The following is a 16,522-nucleotide window of genomic DNA, read 5'->3' as shown; positions in this document are numbered from 1 at the left end:
GGCAGGGCATGCCTGTCATTGCCACCATCATGAATTCGAACACCGGCGAACCCATCCAGAAGATGACGTTCAACCGCATGCCCAAGCCCTGGGCGTCCTTCACCCTGTCCAATGGCGAGCTGGTCCAGGCCAGCCGCGTCGATGTCGGCAAGCCTGCACCGGGCAAGGTCGTCGTGCCGGTCCATGTCTGGGTCGCGCCCAAGAAGACCGACCGGCAGGACGATTAAAGCCAACCTCCCTTGAAGCCAGCGCGCTGCAGCCCGCGACGGATGTGCGGGTTGCGGCGCATCACCTCCCAGACGAGGCCGCTGCGCAGGTTCTCGATCATCAGCAGGATCGGACCCTGGTCGATGCCGAGATGGTCGCCGTCCACCCAGCCGATGCCCGGCACGATCTTGCCGTGTTTGAGCGGCTTTTCCGCGCGGGCGAGGGTGGGGTTGAAGCTGTCGAGAAAGCCGTAGCGACCATAGATGCCGCGGCCATAGCGCGCACGCATCGTCGCCACCGCGCGGCCGGCCAGTTCCGGCTCGAACGCGATCGAGGCCGCCGCTGCGGTCGGCGCCAGCGTGCCGTCGTCGCGATCATCGGGGCCCCTTGCCGAATAGCTGAAGAATTCGCGCGTCCGGCCGCCGATGCGCTGCTGGAAGTCGCCGGGACCGTCGCAGGCGGTCAGGCCCCATACGTCCGCGCCATAGCCGGACCAGCCGCCCGGATTGGCGATCGCATAGTTGCGCTGTGCCCGCACCGCGCGGCGGCTGTTCTCGAAATAATCGATGCCCTTGGCCGCCATGTACGGGTCACGGATGCCGCGGAAATCGATCCAGCAATGGCTGTACTGGTGGATGAACAGCGGCGCGAAATGGAGGTGCGGTTCACCCCATTTGTCGCTCCACTGTGCATCGAAGCGCGCAGTCCAGGCGGCCCAGGTCTCGGGCGGCAGCGGATGGCTCGGCGAGCCGAGCGCCAGCACGTACAGCAGCAGCCCTTCGTTATAGATGTTCCAGTCCGAAGGGATGAAGCCGCTCTCCGGGTGCCAGCCCATCGAGACGAAGGGCGGGCGCGGCGTGATCCAGGTCCAGTCGACCGCGGCATAGAGCTGGTCGGCAAGACTGCGGATCTCGGCCTCCTGGGGATCGTCGGCATCGAACCAGCTCTGCGCGAACAGCACGCCGCCCAGCAGCAGCGCGGTGTCGATCGTCGACAGCTCGGCGCGGGCGAAGCGGCGGCCCTTGGTGGTGCCGAGAAAGTGGTAGAAGAAACCCTTGTAGCCGCTGGCGTCGCTCTGCCCGTCGCCCTGCGGCGCGGTGGCGAAGAAGCGCAGCGTGGCCAGCGTGCGGGTGCGCGCCTGGTCGCGGGTGATCCAGCCATTGGTGACGCCGATCGGATAGGCGGTGAGCGCGAAGCCGACCGCGGCGATCGAGGCGAAGGAGGGGGTAGGCCAGCGATCGGGCGCGAGGCCGGTCTCGGGATCGGTGGTATCCCAGAAATAGCGGAAGGTACGTTCCTGCAGATCGCGGATCAGCGGGTCTGCGCCCGGTGCGGCGCCGGGGCCGCCGATGCGGGTACCGGGTTGCGAGCATGCGCCCGCGAGGCCCGCCAGCACCAGCGCGCCGGAGCCGAGCAGTTGCCTGCGATCGATCATGAAACTTGGGTCCTGAAAAAAATGGGACGGCGCCAGGGAGAGGCGCCGTCCCAGAGGAGGGATCAGAAGGAGTAGCCGACCGACAGCTTGACGGTGCGCGGCGGGTTGCCGCCGACGTCATAGCTGCTGCGTGCGCCCCAATCCCGCGAGGCGGGGTCGTTGTTGAAGGTGATGTAGTTGTAATCGTTGAACACGTTCAGCACGTCGACGCGGAAGCGCAGGCGGGTCTGATCGCTGATGAAGTGGATCGGCACGTACTTGGTCAGCGCCATGTCGAGCTGGCGCCGGCCCCAGCCGCCGCCCGACCCATCGACCTCGCGGCCGACGACCACGCGCTGGAACGGATTGGACTGGTTGAGAATCGCCTTCTCATAGGCCGCGGATTCGATCTGGAACTTGGACGACAGCGCGAAGCCGAGCGGCAGGTCGACGCTGCCCGCCATCACCAGCCGGTGCCGCGGCACGCCCGACGAGCGCAGCATCGGGTAATCGCCGACCGACGGGAAATCGAGCAGATAGGTCTCGCCCAGCTGGTTCTCGGTCGCCTCGGTATAGGTGTAGGTCGCGTCGAGGCTCCAGGGCGAGGCCTGGGTATAGCTCTTGGTGACCTTGAAATAGACCGAGTCCGCATTGGTCTTCAGCCCGTTGGTGCCGAGGATGATGCTGTTATAGCCCTTCGGCGAGAAGCCGAACGGCGGCGCAGGCGTGTCGGTCGGGTTGGCCGGATCGTTGAAGAAGAAGCTGCCGTCCGGCCGGCGGTTGCCGAGCAGGAAGGCGAACCCATCCCGGCTGGCGACATGGCTGTAGCCGAGCTCGAGGCCGACCTGCTGGAAGCGGCCGCGGATGCCGAGGCTGAACTGGTCCGAATAGGGGACCTTGAGGTCGTTGCGGAGGAAGCGGAACTCACGGCCGCCGCCGGTCGCGCCGGCGAGCAGCTGCTGGCGGCCCTCCGGGGTCAGGTAGATCGGGTTCCAGGTGACGCAGGTCGATGCATCGGCCCCGACACAGGCATTGTTCGGATTGGAATCCGCGCCGCGGAAGTTGAAGCGGCGCACCGCGTAGACGCCCTGGCTCACTTCCTGCTGGAGGAAGTCGAACTGGTTGCGGTCATAAGAACGGCCATAGCCGCCGAACACCGCGAACCGGCCGGCCTCGTCGATGCGGTAGGTGAAGCCGAGCCGCGGCTGGAAGGCGCCAGTGAAGGTCTTGCGGTTGCGGCCGTTCGAGATGAAGTCGTTGATGTTGTAGTCGGCATTGACCAGGTTCGGATAATTGGCCGGCGACACCGCCGTCAGGTTTTCCTGCGAGGTCACATAGTTCACGAAGGCCGGGGTACGCTCATAATCCCAGCGCAGGCCGAGGTTGAGCGTCAGGTGCGAGGTCACGTCCCAATCGTCCTGCGCATAGACGCCGAACTGGAAGTTGCTCGAACGGATATCGACCGGGCCGTTGCCGGTGGGGACGCCGAAGTCGAGCTGATACGGCACCTGGTCGTTGAAGCCGGTGGGGCTGAACGCGTTGATGTCGTAGGTATATTGCGGGTTGGCGCGGTTCTGCTCGAGCGAGCGCAGGCGGATGAAGCTCGCCTTGGTGCCGACCTTGATGGTGTGCCCGTTGAAGCCGGTGAAGGTGAAGTCGTCCTGCACCGTCCAGCCCTTCTGGCCCTTGTCCTGCTGGCTGCCGCCGCCGCCGAAGCGGAGCAGGTCGGTGCGGGTGAAGTTCCCGTTGTTCACGGTCGAGGCCTGGAAGAAGCTGGTGTTGCCGATGGTTTCCGGCGTCGGCGCCCACTTGGTATCCTGGTAGGAGACGCGGGCGTCGTTGATCCAGTTGTCCTCGCTGCGCTGCCAGCGGAGCATGAAGCGCTTCTCGTCGACCTTGTTGAGCGTCGCGGTGTTCGACGCGTTGACGCCGGTCGCGATTTGCGAGCCCGATTCCTTGCGATACTTGCCGGTGAGCTCGATCAGGTCCTTGTCGCTCGGCTCGAGGTCGATCTTGCCGAAGTACAGGTCCTCGTTGAAGCGCTGCGAGAAGGTGCCGAAATATCGCTGGTACTGCGTCGGGAAGATGCTCGTCGAGACGCCGTTCTCCGGCCGCACGTCATACGGGCTGTCGATCCGCTTGCCTTCGTAGGTCACGAAGAAATGCGCGCGATCCTTGATTATCGGGCCGCCCAGTGCAACGCCGAACTGCTTGTTGTTCGAATTGACCTTGTCGCGCTCGACCGGGAAGAGCTCGGTCGGACGGCGCGCGCGCAGATCCTGGTTGGTATAGTCGATAAAGCCTTCGCCGTGGAACTCGTTGGTGCCCGACTTGGTCGCCGCGGTGATCGCCACCGAGCTGACCTGGTCGAACTCCGCCTTGTAGTTGGACGAAAGCACCTGATACTCGCCGATCGCGAGCTGCGGGAACGGATTGCCCGCCGAGCTGTCCTGCCCGGTGATGCCGTTCTTGAGGACGTAATCCTTCTGGCTGACGCCGTCGATGAACACGTTGACCGTGCGGCTGTCCTGCGCCCCGCCCTTGATGCTCGACGTGCCGTTGGCGCCTTCGATGAAGCGCACGCCCGGGGCGAGATCGGCAAAGGCGAGGAAGTTGCGGTTGTTCTGCGGCAGCTGCTCGATCAGCCGCTGGGTGATGTTGATGCCGACCTGGCCGCCGTCCAGCGAGCGGATGCGGTTGCCGGTGACGACGATCTCGTCGCCCGTCGCAGGCGCGGCGGTGTCGTCGCCCGCCGGAGCGGCGCCGGCATCGGCGGCCGTTGCGGTAGTCGTGGTCGACAGGTCGAGATCGAGGCCCGCATTCTGGCCGACGCGCAGCGTGAACGCGTCCGAATTGCGCACGCCGTTCTGCAGCTTGATCTCCAGGCGATAGGTGCCCGGGCGCAGCGAGGCGAAGTTGTAGCTGCCGTCGGCGCCGACGGTCGCGCTGCGGCGGATGCCGGTCGACACTTCGATCGCGGTGACTTCGGTGACCGGGTTGTTGGCCGGGGCGGTGATCGTGCCGCGCAGTGATGCCTGGCCGACCTGGGCCATGGCAGGGGCGGGGGCGAGCAGGGCACCGCTGCCCAGCACGGTCATCGTCAGCAATGCGGAACGCAAAACTAGCTTGTTCATGGTTACTCTCTATCTCCCCGGCGGATCGGGTTTTCTGTTGTTGTTTTCGGGTATTGGCGGGTCGATTCCCGCGCGATGACGATCGGCTCACGCCATTCGAGCGTGTCGTCGGCGGCGCCGTCGATCAGTCCGGCGAGGCGCACCACGGCGCGCGCGCCGAATTCGGCAATGTCGATGCTGGCGGTGGTGAGCGCCGGCGAAATCAGGCGGGTGAGCGGGATGTTGTCGAACCCGGCCACCGCCACCTGCTCGGGAACCGCGACGCCCGCCCGCTTGAGCGCCATCAGCGCGCCCACCGCCATCATGTCGTTGGCGGCGAACACCGCGTCATAGTCGGCATGCTCGGCTTGGAGCGTGGCGATGGCGGCGGTGCCGCTATCCTCGTTGAAGTCGCCCTGCACCACGCGCAGGTCCACGCCCAGCCGGGCGCAGGCCTCGCGGGTGCCGCGCAGACGCTCCTGCGCGTCGATATTGGCTTCGGGACCGGCGATGTGGACGATCCGGCGGCAGCCGCCGGCGGCGAGATGCTCGATCACCGCGACGGCTCCGGCAACGTTGTCGACGCGCAATTCGGGGCGCACACCGTCGTGCGGCGCGCAGTTGACCAGCACCGAGGGCATCGTGCGGGGCAGATGCTGGAACAGCTCGTCCGAGGTGATCTGCGGCGCCATTACCACCAGCCCGTCGACCCGGCCGCGCATCGCATGCAGCGCAGTGACGCCGCGATCGGCCTCGCCGTGCATGACCATTAGCAGCAGGTGCAGACCGAGTTCGGAGGCCTGGCGATCCATACCGCGGAGCAATTCCGAGAAGAACTCGCCGTGGAGATCGGGGACGACGACGCCGATCGTCGAGGAGCGGGCGAGGCTGAGGTTGCGGGCGCCGGCATGCGGCACATAGCCGAGTCGATTGGCGACGTCGCGAATGTGATCGCGCAGTTCGGGGCGAATGTTGGTGGCGCCGTTCAGCGCACGCGATACCGACGCGACCGACACCGACGCTTCCCGCGCGACATCACGGATCGTTGCGTTCGGCATGGCGGTCTTCGTCCCCTCCTGGGTCTGGGTTGCGACGGCTTGTTTGCCGGGTTTGGCGTCAAGCTCTTGATGTAACCGGTTACATGAAGCAATAGCGGGTTGCAAGATTGTTGATGCGGTGGCCGATGTAGGGCTGCGCTGTGGGAGGAAATGCGTGAAGGACGGCCAGATTTCGAGGCGTGCGGTGTTGATCGGGGCGAGCGCGGCGGCGGCCTGGGCGGCCAGCCCGGCGCGCGCGATGCTGCTCCAGGCGGGGGCGAAGAAACTGCCCGCCGCGGTCGAGTCGCTGCTCGCCCAGATGACCGTCGAGGAGAAGGCCGGGCAGCTCACCCTGATGGCCGCCGCCTGGTCGGGCGGGGCGGCGGTGACGCTCAATCCGGCGGGCGCCTCGTCGAACTTCGACGGGCAGCTGGCAGAGGTCCGCGCCGGGCGTCTGACCGGCGTGTTCAACGGCAACGGCGCGGCGATGGCCAAGCGGATGCAGACCGTCGCCACGCGCGAATCGCGGCTCAAGATCCCCCTTATCTTCGCCGCCGACGTGATCCACGGCTTCCGCACCGTGTTCCCGGTGCCGATGGGCGAGGCGGCAAGCTTCGACCCCGATCTCGCCGAGCGCACCGCGCGCGTCGCGGCGGTGGAGGCGGCGGCCGCCGGCATCGACTGGACCTTCGCGCCGATGGTCGACATCACCCGCGACGCCCGCTGGGGCCGGAGCGTGGAAGGCGCCGGTGAGGACGTGCTGCTCGGCAAGCTGATCGCGGCGGCGCGGGTGCGCGGCTTCCAGGGCGCCAAGGGTCTGGAGGCAGCGGACGCGGTGGCGGCCTGCGCCAAGCATTTCGTCGCCTATGGAGCGGTGGAGGCGGGGCTCGACTACAACACGGTCGATATTTCCGAGCGGACGCTGCGGGAAATCTATTTCCCGCCCTTCCAGGCGGCGCTCGCCGCGGGGGCGCCGACGGTGATGGCGTCGTTCAACGAGTTGTCGGGCATTCCGGCCACCGCCAACGAATGGCTACTCACGGAGGTCCTCCGCCGCGAATGGGGCTTCGACGGGTTGGTCGTTTCCGACTATACCGCCGACGAGGAACTGATCGCGCACGGCTTTGCCGCCGACGCGCGCGAGGCGACCAAGCTCGCCTTCCTGGCCGGCGTCGACGTGAGCATGCAGAGCGGCTTCTACATCAAGCACCTGCCGGACCTCGTCGCCAAGGGCGAGGTGCCGATGGCACGGTTGGACGAGGCGGTGCGTCGGGTGCTGGCGCTCAAGGCGCAGCTCGGCCTGTTCGACGATCCGTTCCGCCGCATCGATCCGGCGCGGGAGAAGGCGCGGGTCCGCACCCGTGCCAACCTCGCGCTTGCTCGCGAGGCGGGGTCGCGGTCGATCGTGATGCTCAAGAACGAAGGCGGGCTGCTGCCGCTGCCGCGCGCGGGCAAGAAGATCGCGCTGATCGGCCCGTTCGCGAGCGGGCTGCATGATCTGATCGGGACCTGGAACGTCTATGGCACCGATGCCGAGGCGGTCGATCTGGCGACTGGCGTCAAGGCACTGGTGAAGGATTCGTCGCTGGTAAGTGTCACCGAAGGCGCCGGGCTCGACGGCCCCATCCCGGGCGGGATCGAGGCGGCAGTGGCTGCCGCGCAGGGCGCCGATGTGGTGGTGCTGGCGGTGGGCGAGCATGCCCGCATGTCGGGCGAGGCGCAGTCGCGTTCCGCCATCGTCGTGCCGCCGGCGCAGATGGCGCTGGCCGAGGCGGTGGCGGCGACCGGCAAGCCGGTGGTGGTGCTGCTGCGCAACGGCCGCGCGCTGGCGCTGGAGGGCGCGGTGCTCAAGGCGCCGGCGATCCTCGTTACCTGGTTCCTGGGCTCCGAGGACGGGCCTGCCATTGCCGATGTGCTGTTCGGGGTGGTGAGCCCTTCGGCGCGGCTGCCGGTCTCCTTCCCGCAGGCGACGGGGCAGGAGCCCTATCACTATGATCACAAGCCGACCGGCCGCCCCAATCCGGCGGGTCCGCTGCAGGAATATAAGACCCACTATCGCGAGTTCCCGAACCAGGCGCTGTTTCCGTTCGGCCACGGGCTCACCTATGGCGAGATCGCCTATAGCGACCTCGATCTGGGCGGCGGCAGGCTGACGGCGGACGGCAAGCTGGTGGTCTCGGCGACCATCGCCAACAGCGGGTCGCGGGCGGCCGAGGAAGTGGTGCAGCTCTACATCCGCGACGTGGCGGCGAGCGTCACCCGGCCGGTGCGCGAGCTCAAGGCGTTCCGCCGCGTCGCGCTCAAGCCCGGCGAGCGCAAGCAGGTGCAGTTCACGCTCACCCGCGCCGACCTGCTGTTCATCGGCCAGGCGCTCAAGCCGACTGTGGAGCCCGGCAAATTCCAGCTCTGGATCGCGCCGTCCGCGGAGGCCGAAGGCGTCTCGGGCAGCTTCGAGCTGGTGTGATCGGTGGGGCTGGCGCTTTGGCCTAGTTGCCCGGCGCCAGCCTTGCCATCGTATCCCGCCGCAGCGGTAGTGCCAGCACCGCGGCCAGCGCGCCGAGCAGCAGCACCGCTGGTCCTGCCAGCATCAGCCAGCGGATCGCTGCCAGACTAGCCGCCCCTTGCGGCGCCCCGGCGACGAAGCCGCTCGCTTGGTAGATCGCCCCGATCGCGAATCCCGCTGCCGCCAACGCGACCTTCTGAGCCAGCGCGAAGGTGCCGAAGGCGATCGCTTCGACCCGCACGCCGCTCCGCGCCGCCCCCCAGTCGACGCTGTCGGGCAGCAAGGTCCAGGCGGCGAGCCCGAAGCCCGCGAAGGCGACCTGCATGCCCAGTAGGAACAGCGTCGCCGCGCCGACGCCGGGTGCCGGCAGCAGCAAGAAGCCGGCGGGCAGGGCGAGGGCCAGCCCGCAGGCGGCCAGCCACGCAGCCCGCGCCCCGGCCCGTCGCGCGGCGATCGTCCAGAGCGGCGTTGCCACGAGGCTGGCGAACGCCATTGCCGCCAGCGCCCGCGGCCCCGCCGGATCGTCGGCGAGCACGTAGCGAAAGAAATAGAGCACCGATTGCGTCGTGAGCGCCGCCGCTGCCGCACCCGCCGCTGCCGCGAGATTGAGCGCGACGAAGGCCCGGTTGCGGGCGAGCAGCACCAGTGCCGGGCCGATCGCCGGGCGGGTCGCCGCGTCCTCCGATGGCCGCCGCTCGGGCACCCCCCACGCGATCGCCAGCAGCAGCGGTACGCCGAGTGCTGCAAGCAGCGCGCTCGCGGCGCCATAGCTCCCCAGCGTTCGCACCAACCCCGGCATCGTCCCAGCAACAAGCGTGGCGGCGACCGCACCGAAGATCATCCGCAGCCCCGCCAGCAGCGACCGTTCGGCGCTGGTACCCGCCAGCCGCGTCGTCCAGGCCGAATAGGGAATGTTGGTGAAGGCGTAGAGCGTGCGGAAGCCGAGCTGCGCCGCCAGCGCCGCGCCCCAGGCGCCCACCGGCACCGCGAACATCGCGACGAAGGCGAGCCCCAGCGGCACGGCGCCCCAGCCGATCAGCCAGCGATAGGGGCGCCGCATCCGCTCGGCCGCCACGCCCGCGACGAAGTCCGCCGCGCCGTCCCAGGCCGCGCCCACCAGGAACAGCGTCCCGGCCAGCGCCGGGGCCAGCCGCAGCGTGTCGATGTAGAAGAAGAGCAGGTAGAGATTGACCGCCTGCCAATAGAGATTGAACGCGAAATCGCCCGCGCCGAACAGCAGCAGCGCGGCGCGCGAGGCAGGGGCGGGCGGGGTCATCGAAGCGACGGCAAGTCGAGCATTGCGATGGTCTTAACGCGCCGCCCGCGCCTGTCCACGGGACGGGGTCAGAAGAAGCGCGGGATCGGCCCCAGCTGCGGCGTCTGGTCAGGCAGGTCGACCTCGATCCCGTCGGCATAGCACCAGCCCCAGCCTTCGGGCGGGTCATAGCCTTCCATGATCGGGTGGCCGGTCTCGTGGAAATGCGCGGTGGCGTGGCGGTTGGGCGACTGGTCGCAGCAGCCGACATGGCCGCATTCCCGGCACAACCGCAGATGCACCCACCAGCTGCCGGTCTTGAGGCATTCCTCGCAGCCCTTGGCGCTGGGGGTAACCTCACGGACCGTTTCCGAATTCATGTGCGTGCAGCGGGTCATGGCGATCTCCTTGAACACGGGTCTAGCGTAGGCTCGGCGCCGGATCGCCTGTACGTGAGGATGGGGACGCAAAAAGGGGCCGCGAAACGGCGCGACCCCTTTCAACGCAGTTTTCGACGGCGTTAGCGGCGGGCGTCGAGGCTCCAGCCGCCGGCGCCGAACGCGACGACCTGCAGCAGCCCACCGGCCATCGCGATGTTCTTGAAGAAGTGGATGAACTGGTTCTGGTCACCCAGCGCCGAGTGGAAGGCGAGCGCGGTCGCAACCGAAAAGGCAGCGAGGATCGCGGCCACGACGCGGGTGCGATAGCCGAGGATCAGCGCGATGCTGCCGCCCAGCTCGACGAGCAATGCGATCGCGAAGCCCAGCTGCGGCAGGGGCAGACCCGACGACGCGATATAGACGATCGTCGCTGCCGGCGCGGCAAGCTTCGACAGGCCGCTCAGCAGGAAGATCGCGGCGATGCCGATGCGGCCCACCAGCGGCAGGGCCGACTGAACGTTGGTAGGGGTGGCGGTGTGCGAATAGGGTGCGGTAGCCATGATGTGTCTCCGAAAGAGGGCGGGGACCGATCTGCCTCGCCTGGTGACCGGAAAATGGTCTCGGAAAGATGGCCTGAGAACTGGAATAAAGTCGTCCCATACGTTCGACTATATCGAAAAGCGGCTTTTCAACTCCCTCGAACGAACGCGTCGAAACTATCCGGCTGATCGGAAGTGTGGCGCCGGGCTAGAAACGGCCCAACACAGGAGGTTTCGATGGATCGTAGCGCAGCACCCGAACTCAGCCAGACCGAATGGGCCGCCGTCTCGGTCGCCTTCCGGGATGCGGCGGCGTGCGGCTGCACCGCCGTGCCGGCGACCGAAAAGCCCTCGCTGCTCGGCCGCGTGGCAGACACGCTGTTCGGCGCCCGCCGACCGACGCCGCTCGCCAATCCGCGGCTGGAGGCGATCCGCCAGTTCGTCTGCACCACCCGCCGCCAGCGCCAGCCCGCCGCGCATCTGGTGCCGGTGCTCGCCGACCATGGCTTCAACCCCGCGCAGATCGAAGCGATCGCGCTGCTGGCGATCTGAGGACCACGACGATGCTGCATGCCACCGCCCATATCGGCGCCGAAGCCATGGAGACGCAGATCCAGGCCGGCAGCCATGCCATCCTCGCCGACGAGCCGCCGAGCAATGGTGGCCGCGACGCCGGCCCCGCGCCCTACGAACTGCTGCTCGCCGCGCTGGGCGCGTGCACCGCGATGACGCTGCGCATGTATGCCGATCGCAAGGGCTGGCGGATCGACGCGCTCGACGTCGACCTGCGGATCCTCGGCAAGCCCGAAGAGCGCCACATCAAGCGCACGCTCACGATCGCGGGCCCCGATGAAGCCGCCAAGGCACGGCTCGCCGAGATCGCCGAACGCACGCCGGTGACGCTGACGCTCAAGCAGGGTATCGCGATCGAGACCAAATTGGCGGAGCAGACGGCATGAGCAGCGAAGTGGCCCTGGACGCGATCGCGCGCGATACCGGCGCGGGCAAGTTCCAGGTGGCGGTGCAGGTCGCCGGCGTGGCGCTGATGCTGGATGAGCCGGTGTCGGTCGGCGGCATGGGATCGGGGCCGACGCCCTATCAGATTCTCGCCTCGGCGCTCGCCGCCTGCACGACGATGACGTTGCGGGTGTATGCGCTGCAGAAGGGCTGGCCGGTCACCGGCATCCGCACGCTCGCCGGGCACCAGCGCCAGGCGGGCGTCCAGCCCGCGGACCTGTTCACCCGGCGGATCGAGATCGAGGGCGACCTCGACGACACCCAGCGCGCCCGGCTGCTCGAGATCGCCGATCGCTGTCCGGTGCACCGCACGCTCACCGGCGGCGCCCGAGTCGAGACCGAACTCGCCGATGCCGCCGCGCCCACCGAACCCGCCGCCGCCCATGCCGCCGATCTGGAGCATGCGATTCGCGACGTCTGAGAATCGTTTCGAAACATTTCCGACGTGCCATCGTTGGGCCCTCCACAAGAATATGGGGGGACGACATGGTTCGAACTGCACGCATCCTTGGCGTCGCGACGGCACTGCTCGCGGCGGGCAATGCCTTTGCGGACGACGATCCGCGCTTCTGCCCGACCCGCCCGAGCATCGGCGGATCGAGCTGCACCACCGAGCCGGGCCGCGTCCATGTCGAGGCCTCGTTCGTCGACTGGGAGCGCGACGACACCGCCGACCAGCGCGAGGATAGGATCGTCACCGCCGACCTCTTGGTACGCGCGGGCGTCGGCTCGAAGACCGAGGTGCAACTGGGCTGGACAGGCTATGGTCAGGACCGCACCCGCGACAAGGCGAGCGGCGCGATCGACCGGGTGACCGGCACCGGCGACCTGCGCTTCGCGATCCGCCAGCATCTCGCCGGCGAAAAGGGCAAGCCCTTCTCCGCGGGCGTGGAGGGCTTCGTCACCGCGCCCACCGGCAAGTCACCGATCGGCGACGGCACCTGGTCCGCGGGCGCGATCGTGCCGGTGCAATATGATCTGACCGAGAAGCTCGCCGTTGCCTTCACCGGCGAGGCCGATGCCGCCGCCAACGAGAGCGGGCAGGGGCGGCACTTCGCCTACAGCGGCATCACCAGCCTGCGCTACAAGCTGAGCGAGAAGGTGACCACGACGGCGGAATTCTCGCTGGAGCGCGACAATGATCCCGAGGGGCATGAAACCCATGCCCTCGCGGCGCTGTCGACCGCGTGGAAGCCGACCAAGGTGCTGCAACTGGACCTGCTGGTGGTCGCCGGGCTGAACCACAACTCGCCGAACCTGCGGCTGGTCGCGGGCGGGGCGGTGCTGTTCTAGCTGGCGGCCGCGGGGGAGGCCTTCCGCCTTGCCAGCGCTCCGAGGGCAAGGAGGCCGGCAATCGCGATAGCCGGCATGCCGATCCGCAGCGACGTGCAATCGGGACCGCCGCGAGGTATCTCGCGGCAGAGTGGGGCGAAATGGTCCGCCGGTCCGCGCCAGATGCGGTGGCGTTTCGGCCTTGCCAAAGGCGTAGGAACCCGCTGTCTGCCGGGCCTGTCCCGAGAGAAGGAGAAGGATGCTGTTCATTCGTGCAGTCTTGGTCAGCGCAGCCGCGGTGACCTTGAGCGCGGCGACGCCGCCCCATCCGGTCGCCGCCCAGGCAAGTGCGAAGCGGATGCCTCTTGTGGCGCTGAGCGACCCCGACGAGCAGTCGACGCAAGAGGCAGGCTGCACGTTCACGTTCACGGCGGCAAGCCACGACTATGTCCAGCTTGTTGGCAGCGAACTCATGCTCCGAGATTCGCAGGGCTTACGCTCGTGTCGGTTGACCGAGAAAGAGGGCGAGGGACTGGAAACAGGGCAGGGCAGCGCTTCCTGTTCGGGGTACCGTCTGCACATCCGTGCCACCGGCCGCGCCACATCGAATGCAGCGACAGATAGCAGCGGCGGTCGCGCAGTTCTTACGGTGGACCACGGCGGCGTTGCCACCAGCATGTGGGGCATTTGGGGCGTTGCTTGCTGAACCCGAGGTGCCATCTTGCAAGACGGACGTTGTCTCCGAACGTCATGGGTGATCCCACTTCGTCCGCATCGGACCCTGTTCAAGAGCGTTCCCTCGCCGGCCAAGGAGGTTTGGATGCGTACGTGTTATCGTAAGCTCATGGCCGGGGTCGCGCTGGGAACGGCGTCTTTTGGCAGTCTGCAGGCACAGGACCTGCCTTCCGATGAACAGCTTGAAAAGGCATTTGGCGCGACCCACAATCGCTTAGGCCTTATTGAATATTGCGCTGTCAACGGCTTCGCGAACACGGGCGATGTGGCGAACGCGCGCAGGATCGTGGCCGCGACCTTGAGCGGAATGACTGCCACGCCCGCCGCGCTTGCGCAGCAAGAGGTGGGCCGGCGAGGCACCATTGTTGGACCGCAGGTTATCGGGTTGATGAACCCGGCTGATCCTGCGCATCCCGAGGAGGTCCGCGAGGGCCAGACGATATCGCTCGCCGAGAATGCTCGGGCACAGAAATTGTCTGAACGCACGCTCTGCAAGCAGATGGCCAAGCAAGCATCCGCTGCCGTTGGAGTTGCCGAAGCAACGCTGCACGCGTGGCCAGGCGGGCCGCCGCAATGAGCCGGCCGGTCCAATCGGGCTGTTGTGCGACATCGCAGATCCCCGGGATCATGGCTCTACGCGCGTTTTTGGAGGCGGCTGCGCTGCTTTCGGTCTGCTCATGAACGCGGGATGGCGGATGGCGGCAAGAGCAGCCGTACGGGCGCTGATCGGCGAAAGTCTTGAGTTGGTCGCCAACTGCCGCGCCGGTCATCGTTATGGGCCGGGAGCTTTCTCGCGCCCCAGAAAGCGGAAAGGCGGGAAACCGCCACGGTCGGTCGTCCACGGCGATCCTACTCTGTGCCTAGCAGCAATTTCCTTGCACTCGCTGCGCTGTTCCCTATATGTTCCTACCGCTTCCTTTGGGCGATCGCTCTTTGATCTCGTTGGATACCGTCCCTGCGCGCGTGAAGCGACGCGCTTCGGGCGCTCGGCCTACGGACGGCGGCGCGCGCAAATCTGCACGGGCCTAAACTTCCTAAACTTCGGTCGGCGACGACCAAGCGGAGCGGCGGTTCATCCCGCGCCGCAGGCACGCGGTGCAATCCGGTCCTACGCCTCGCCGAGGCCCTCCAGATCCACATCCTCGCGGCCCACCTCGACGAACCGCGCCCGCAGCCACGAAGCCGCCGGCCCGGGTGGCACATCCCGTCGCCAGATCGCGCCGAACCGATACATGCCGCCGGGGCTCTCCGGCATTGCCAGCCGCACCAGCGTGCCCGCGACGAGGTCGGGCTCGATCAGCGGCAGCGGCATGTTGCCCCAGCCGATGCCTTCGCGCAGCAGCGCGTGCTTGGCGCCGAGGTCGGCGAGCCGCCAGGTGCGCGGGCTCATCACCGCGAAGTCGCGGCCGGCGGTGAGCGGCGAGCGGTCGGAAAGCACCAGCTGGACATGGTCGCGCCCCGCGCCGGGCGGGATCGGGGCCATCCGGCCCAGCGGATGGTCGGGCGCCGCCACCGGCACCATCGCCACCGATCCCGCCGCCTCGCACTCGATGCCGTTCACGCCCTGCGCCAGCGGCCCGGAGATGCCGAGCACCGCCTTGCCGTCCAGCACCAGGCTGGTGATCGCGCCCAGCGCCTCGACGTGCAGCCGCAGCGTCACGGTCGGGAATTCGGCGCGGAAGGCGCGCAGCACTTCACCGAGCCGGCGGGTGGGCAGCATCACGTCGACGGCGAGGTTCACCTCCGCCTCCAGCCCGTCGAGCAGGCCCTTCACCTTGGCGCGCAGCCCGTCGATGCCCTGCGCTACCGTCCGCGCCTCGGCCAGCACCGCTTCGCCCGCGATGGTGAGGCGCGGCTTCTTGGTGCCCTCGCGGTCGAACAGCAGCACGCCCAGCTGCGCCTCGAGATTGGCGATGCCGTAGCTGATCACGGATACCGCGCGGTTGAGCTGGCGCCCCGCGCCCGCGAAGCTGCCGCTGTCCACCACGGCGAGGAAGATGCGGAGCTGGTCGAAGGTGGGCGTGCCCGGGTTTGACATTTCTATTTCCTGGAACGTTTCGCTCCAACTTATCCCACTGATTGGAGAAGTCGAGCCCGCCTATATCCCGGTCATCGAAACGGCGCCGCGGCCCGGCGCACCTCCAAGGGAGACCCAAGATGATCGAACTTCGCCCCTTTTCCAGCCTCGGCGGTGCCAACCATGGCTGGCTCGACGCCAAGCACCATTTCTCCTTCGCCAACTATTATGATCCGGCTCGCACCAGCTGGGGCAATCTGCGGGTGTGGAACGATGACACCATCGCGCCGCAGTCCGGCTTCCCGCCGCACCCGCACCGCGACATGGAGATCATCACCTATGTCCGCGACGGCGCCATTACCCACCAGGACAATCTGGGCAATCACGGCCGCACCGTCGCCGGCGACGTGCAGGTGATGTCGGCAGGCACGGGCATCGCGCATTCGGAATATAACAAGGAAGACGAGACCACCCGCATCTTCCAGATCTGGATCCAGCCGACCCGCGGCGGCGAGAAGCCGAGCTGGGGCACGCGCCCCTTCCCGAAGACCGATCGCGCCGGCCAGTTCGTGGTGCTGGCGAGCGGCTTCGAAGGGGACGGCGACGCGCTGCCGATCCGCACCGATGCCCGCGTCGTGGGCGCGACGCTGCGCGCCGGCGAGACGGCGGAATATACGCTGGGCAGCGATCGCCGCGCCTATCTGGTGCCTGCCACCGGCGCGGTGGAAATCGACGGCGTGCGGGTGAATGCCCGTGACGGCGCCGCGATCAAGGATGCCGAGGTGGTGAAGATCACCGCGATCGAAGACAGCGAGATCGTCATGGTCGACGCGGCCTGAGCGACAGGCGGGCGGTACTTCGGTGTCGCCCGCCATGCTGCTGCGGGACTAAATTGCATTAACTTGTATCATGCTGATTTAAAAAGAATTGTTGCTGTCTTCTTGGAACGGCAACAAGCGTAGGCGGGTTCTCTCTGTTGACCGCAACAGGGAAACCGTCCTTGACCAACCATGTCGCAAGCACCCGACCGAGC

The 16,522-nt window shown here is 67.5% G+C and carries 16 protein-coding genes; 9 read left to right on the top strand and 7 right to left on the bottom strand.

The window, feature by feature from the left end:
• Positions 1 to 8 precede the first annotated feature (8 nt).
• Positions 9 to 227: a hypothetical protein gene (locus ABIC35_RS07115; protein WP_121077882.1), complete on the top strand. Its 219-nt coding sequence runs from the start codon at positions 9 to 11 to the stop codon at positions 225 to 227.
• Here the strand turns inward: ABIC35_RS07115 and ABIC35_RS07110 are convergent.
• The 3 genes from ABIC35_RS07110 to ABIC35_RS07100 all read right to left on the bottom strand — a co-directional run bounded on the left by ABIC35_RS07110 (position 224) and on the right by ABIC35_RS07100 (position 5,792).
• Complete coding sequence (locus ABIC35_RS07110) at positions 224 to 1,642, bottom strand: glucoamylase family protein (RefSeq protein WP_121077880.1); 1,419 nt, start codon at positions 1,640 to 1,642, stop codon at positions 224 to 226. The two genes, ABIC35_RS07115 and ABIC35_RS07110, sit on opposite strands and share 4 nt — an antisense overlap.
• A gap of 62 nt (positions 1,643 to 1,704) precedes the next feature.
• On the bottom strand, positions 1,705 to 4,755 hold the full coding sequence (locus ABIC35_RS07105) for a TonB-dependent receptor (protein ID WP_354278366.1): 3,051 nt from the start codon (positions 4,753 to 4,755) through the stop codon (positions 1,705 to 1,707).
• Positions 4,756 to 4,757: 2 nt separating this feature from the next.
• Complete coding sequence (locus ABIC35_RS07100; RefSeq protein WP_121077877.1) at positions 4,758 to 5,792, bottom strand: LacI family DNA-binding transcriptional regulator; 1,035 nt, start codon at positions 5,790 to 5,792, stop codon at positions 4,758 to 4,760.
• 238 nt (positions 5,793 to 6,030) lie between these two features.
• Between ABIC35_RS07100 and ABIC35_RS07095 the strand changes: the two genes are divergently transcribed.
• The gene (locus tag ABIC35_RS07095; protein ID WP_436286775.1) at positions 6,031 to 8,235 is read left to right on the top strand and encodes a glycoside hydrolase family 3 N-terminal domain-containing protein; all 2,205 of its coding nucleotides are present in this window, start codon (positions 6,031 to 6,033) and stop codon (positions 8,233 to 8,235) included.
• 22 nt (positions 8,236 to 8,257) lie between these two features.
• Here ABIC35_RS07095 and ABIC35_RS07090 read toward each other — a convergent pair whose 3' ends face one another.
• From ABIC35_RS07090 to ABIC35_RS07080, 3 genes are all read right to left on the bottom strand, one after another.
• Positions 8,258 to 9,550 carry an MFS transporter gene (locus ABIC35_RS07090; RefSeq protein ID WP_121077873.1) on the bottom strand — a complete coding sequence of 431 codons (1,293 nt, stop codon included), beginning with the start codon at positions 9,548 to 9,550 and terminating at the stop codon, positions 8,258 to 8,260.
• A 68-nt stretch (positions 9,551 to 9,618) separates the two neighbouring features.
• Positions 9,619 to 9,927, bottom strand: coding sequence for a UBP-type zinc finger domain-containing protein (locus ABIC35_RS07085; protein ID WP_121079475.1), 309 nt, complete (start codon positions 9,925 to 9,927; stop codon positions 9,619 to 9,621).
• A 122-nt stretch (positions 9,928 to 10,049) separates the two neighbouring features.
• The gene (locus ABIC35_RS07080) at positions 10,050 to 10,469 is read right to left on the bottom strand and encodes a DoxX family protein (protein ID WP_121077872.1); all 420 of its coding nucleotides are present in this window, start codon (positions 10,467 to 10,469) and stop codon (positions 10,050 to 10,052) included.
• A 216-nt stretch (positions 10,470 to 10,685) separates the two neighbouring features.
• Between ABIC35_RS07080 and ABIC35_RS07075 the strand changes: the two genes are divergently transcribed.
• The 6 genes from ABIC35_RS07075 to ABIC35_RS07050 all read left to right on the top strand — a co-directional run bounded on the left by ABIC35_RS07075 (position 10,686) and on the right by ABIC35_RS07050 (position 14,049).
• Positions 10,686 to 11,000 (top strand): hypothetical protein, encoded by a 315-nt coding sequence (locus ABIC35_RS07075; protein WP_121077870.1) that lies wholly within the window; start codon positions 10,686 to 10,688, stop codon positions 10,998 to 11,000.
• 11 nt (positions 11,001 to 11,011) lie between these two features.
• On the top strand, positions 11,012 to 11,407 hold the full coding sequence (locus ABIC35_RS07070; RefSeq protein WP_121077868.1) for an OsmC family protein: 396 nt from the start codon (positions 11,012 to 11,014) through the stop codon (positions 11,405 to 11,407).
• On the top strand, positions 11,404 to 11,886 hold the full coding sequence (locus ABIC35_RS07065) for an OsmC family protein (protein ID WP_121077866.1): 483 nt from the start codon (positions 11,404 to 11,406) through the stop codon (positions 11,884 to 11,886). The genes ABIC35_RS07070 and ABIC35_RS07065 overlap by 4 nt, the downstream gene beginning before the upstream one ends.
• Positions 11,887 to 11,951: 65 nt before the next feature.
• Positions 11,952 to 12,758: a transporter gene (locus ABIC35_RS07060; RefSeq protein WP_121077864.1), complete on the top strand. Its 807-nt coding sequence runs from the start codon at positions 11,952 to 11,954 to the stop codon at positions 12,756 to 12,758.
• A gap of 238 nt (positions 12,759 to 12,996) precedes the next feature.
• Complete coding sequence (locus ABIC35_RS07055; RefSeq protein WP_121077863.1) at positions 12,997 to 13,443, top strand: hypothetical protein; 447 nt, start codon at positions 12,997 to 12,999, stop codon at positions 13,441 to 13,443.
• A gap of 114 nt (positions 13,444 to 13,557) precedes the next feature.
• Complete coding sequence (locus ABIC35_RS07050; RefSeq protein WP_183049409.1) at positions 13,558 to 14,049, top strand: hypothetical protein; 492 nt, start codon at positions 13,558 to 13,560, stop codon at positions 14,047 to 14,049.
• A 531-nt stretch (positions 14,050 to 14,580) separates the two neighbouring features.
• Here the strand turns inward: ABIC35_RS07050 and ABIC35_RS07045 are convergent.
• Positions 14,581 to 15,510 (bottom strand): LysR family transcriptional regulator, encoded by a 930-nt coding sequence (locus ABIC35_RS07045; protein ID WP_121077859.1) that lies wholly within the window; start codon positions 15,508 to 15,510, stop codon positions 14,581 to 14,583.
• 119 nt (positions 15,511 to 15,629) lie between these two features.
• Here ABIC35_RS07045 and ABIC35_RS07040 point away from each other — a divergent pair, with 119 nt between their 5' ends.
• The gene (locus ABIC35_RS07040; protein WP_121077857.1) at positions 15,630 to 16,328 is read left to right on the top strand and encodes a pirin family protein; all 699 of its coding nucleotides are present in this window, start codon (positions 15,630 to 15,632) and stop codon (positions 16,326 to 16,328) included.
• Positions 16,329 to 16,522: the final 194 nt, after the last annotated feature.

This window comes from Sphingomonas trueperi, from assembly GCF_040545965.1.
Lineage (GTDB): Bacteria > Pseudomonadota > Alphaproteobacteria > Sphingomonadales > Sphingomonadaceae > Sphingomonas > Sphingomonas trueperi_C.
Note: the sequence above shows the minus strand (reverse complement) of the source record. Positions and strands in the feature narration are given on the sequence as shown.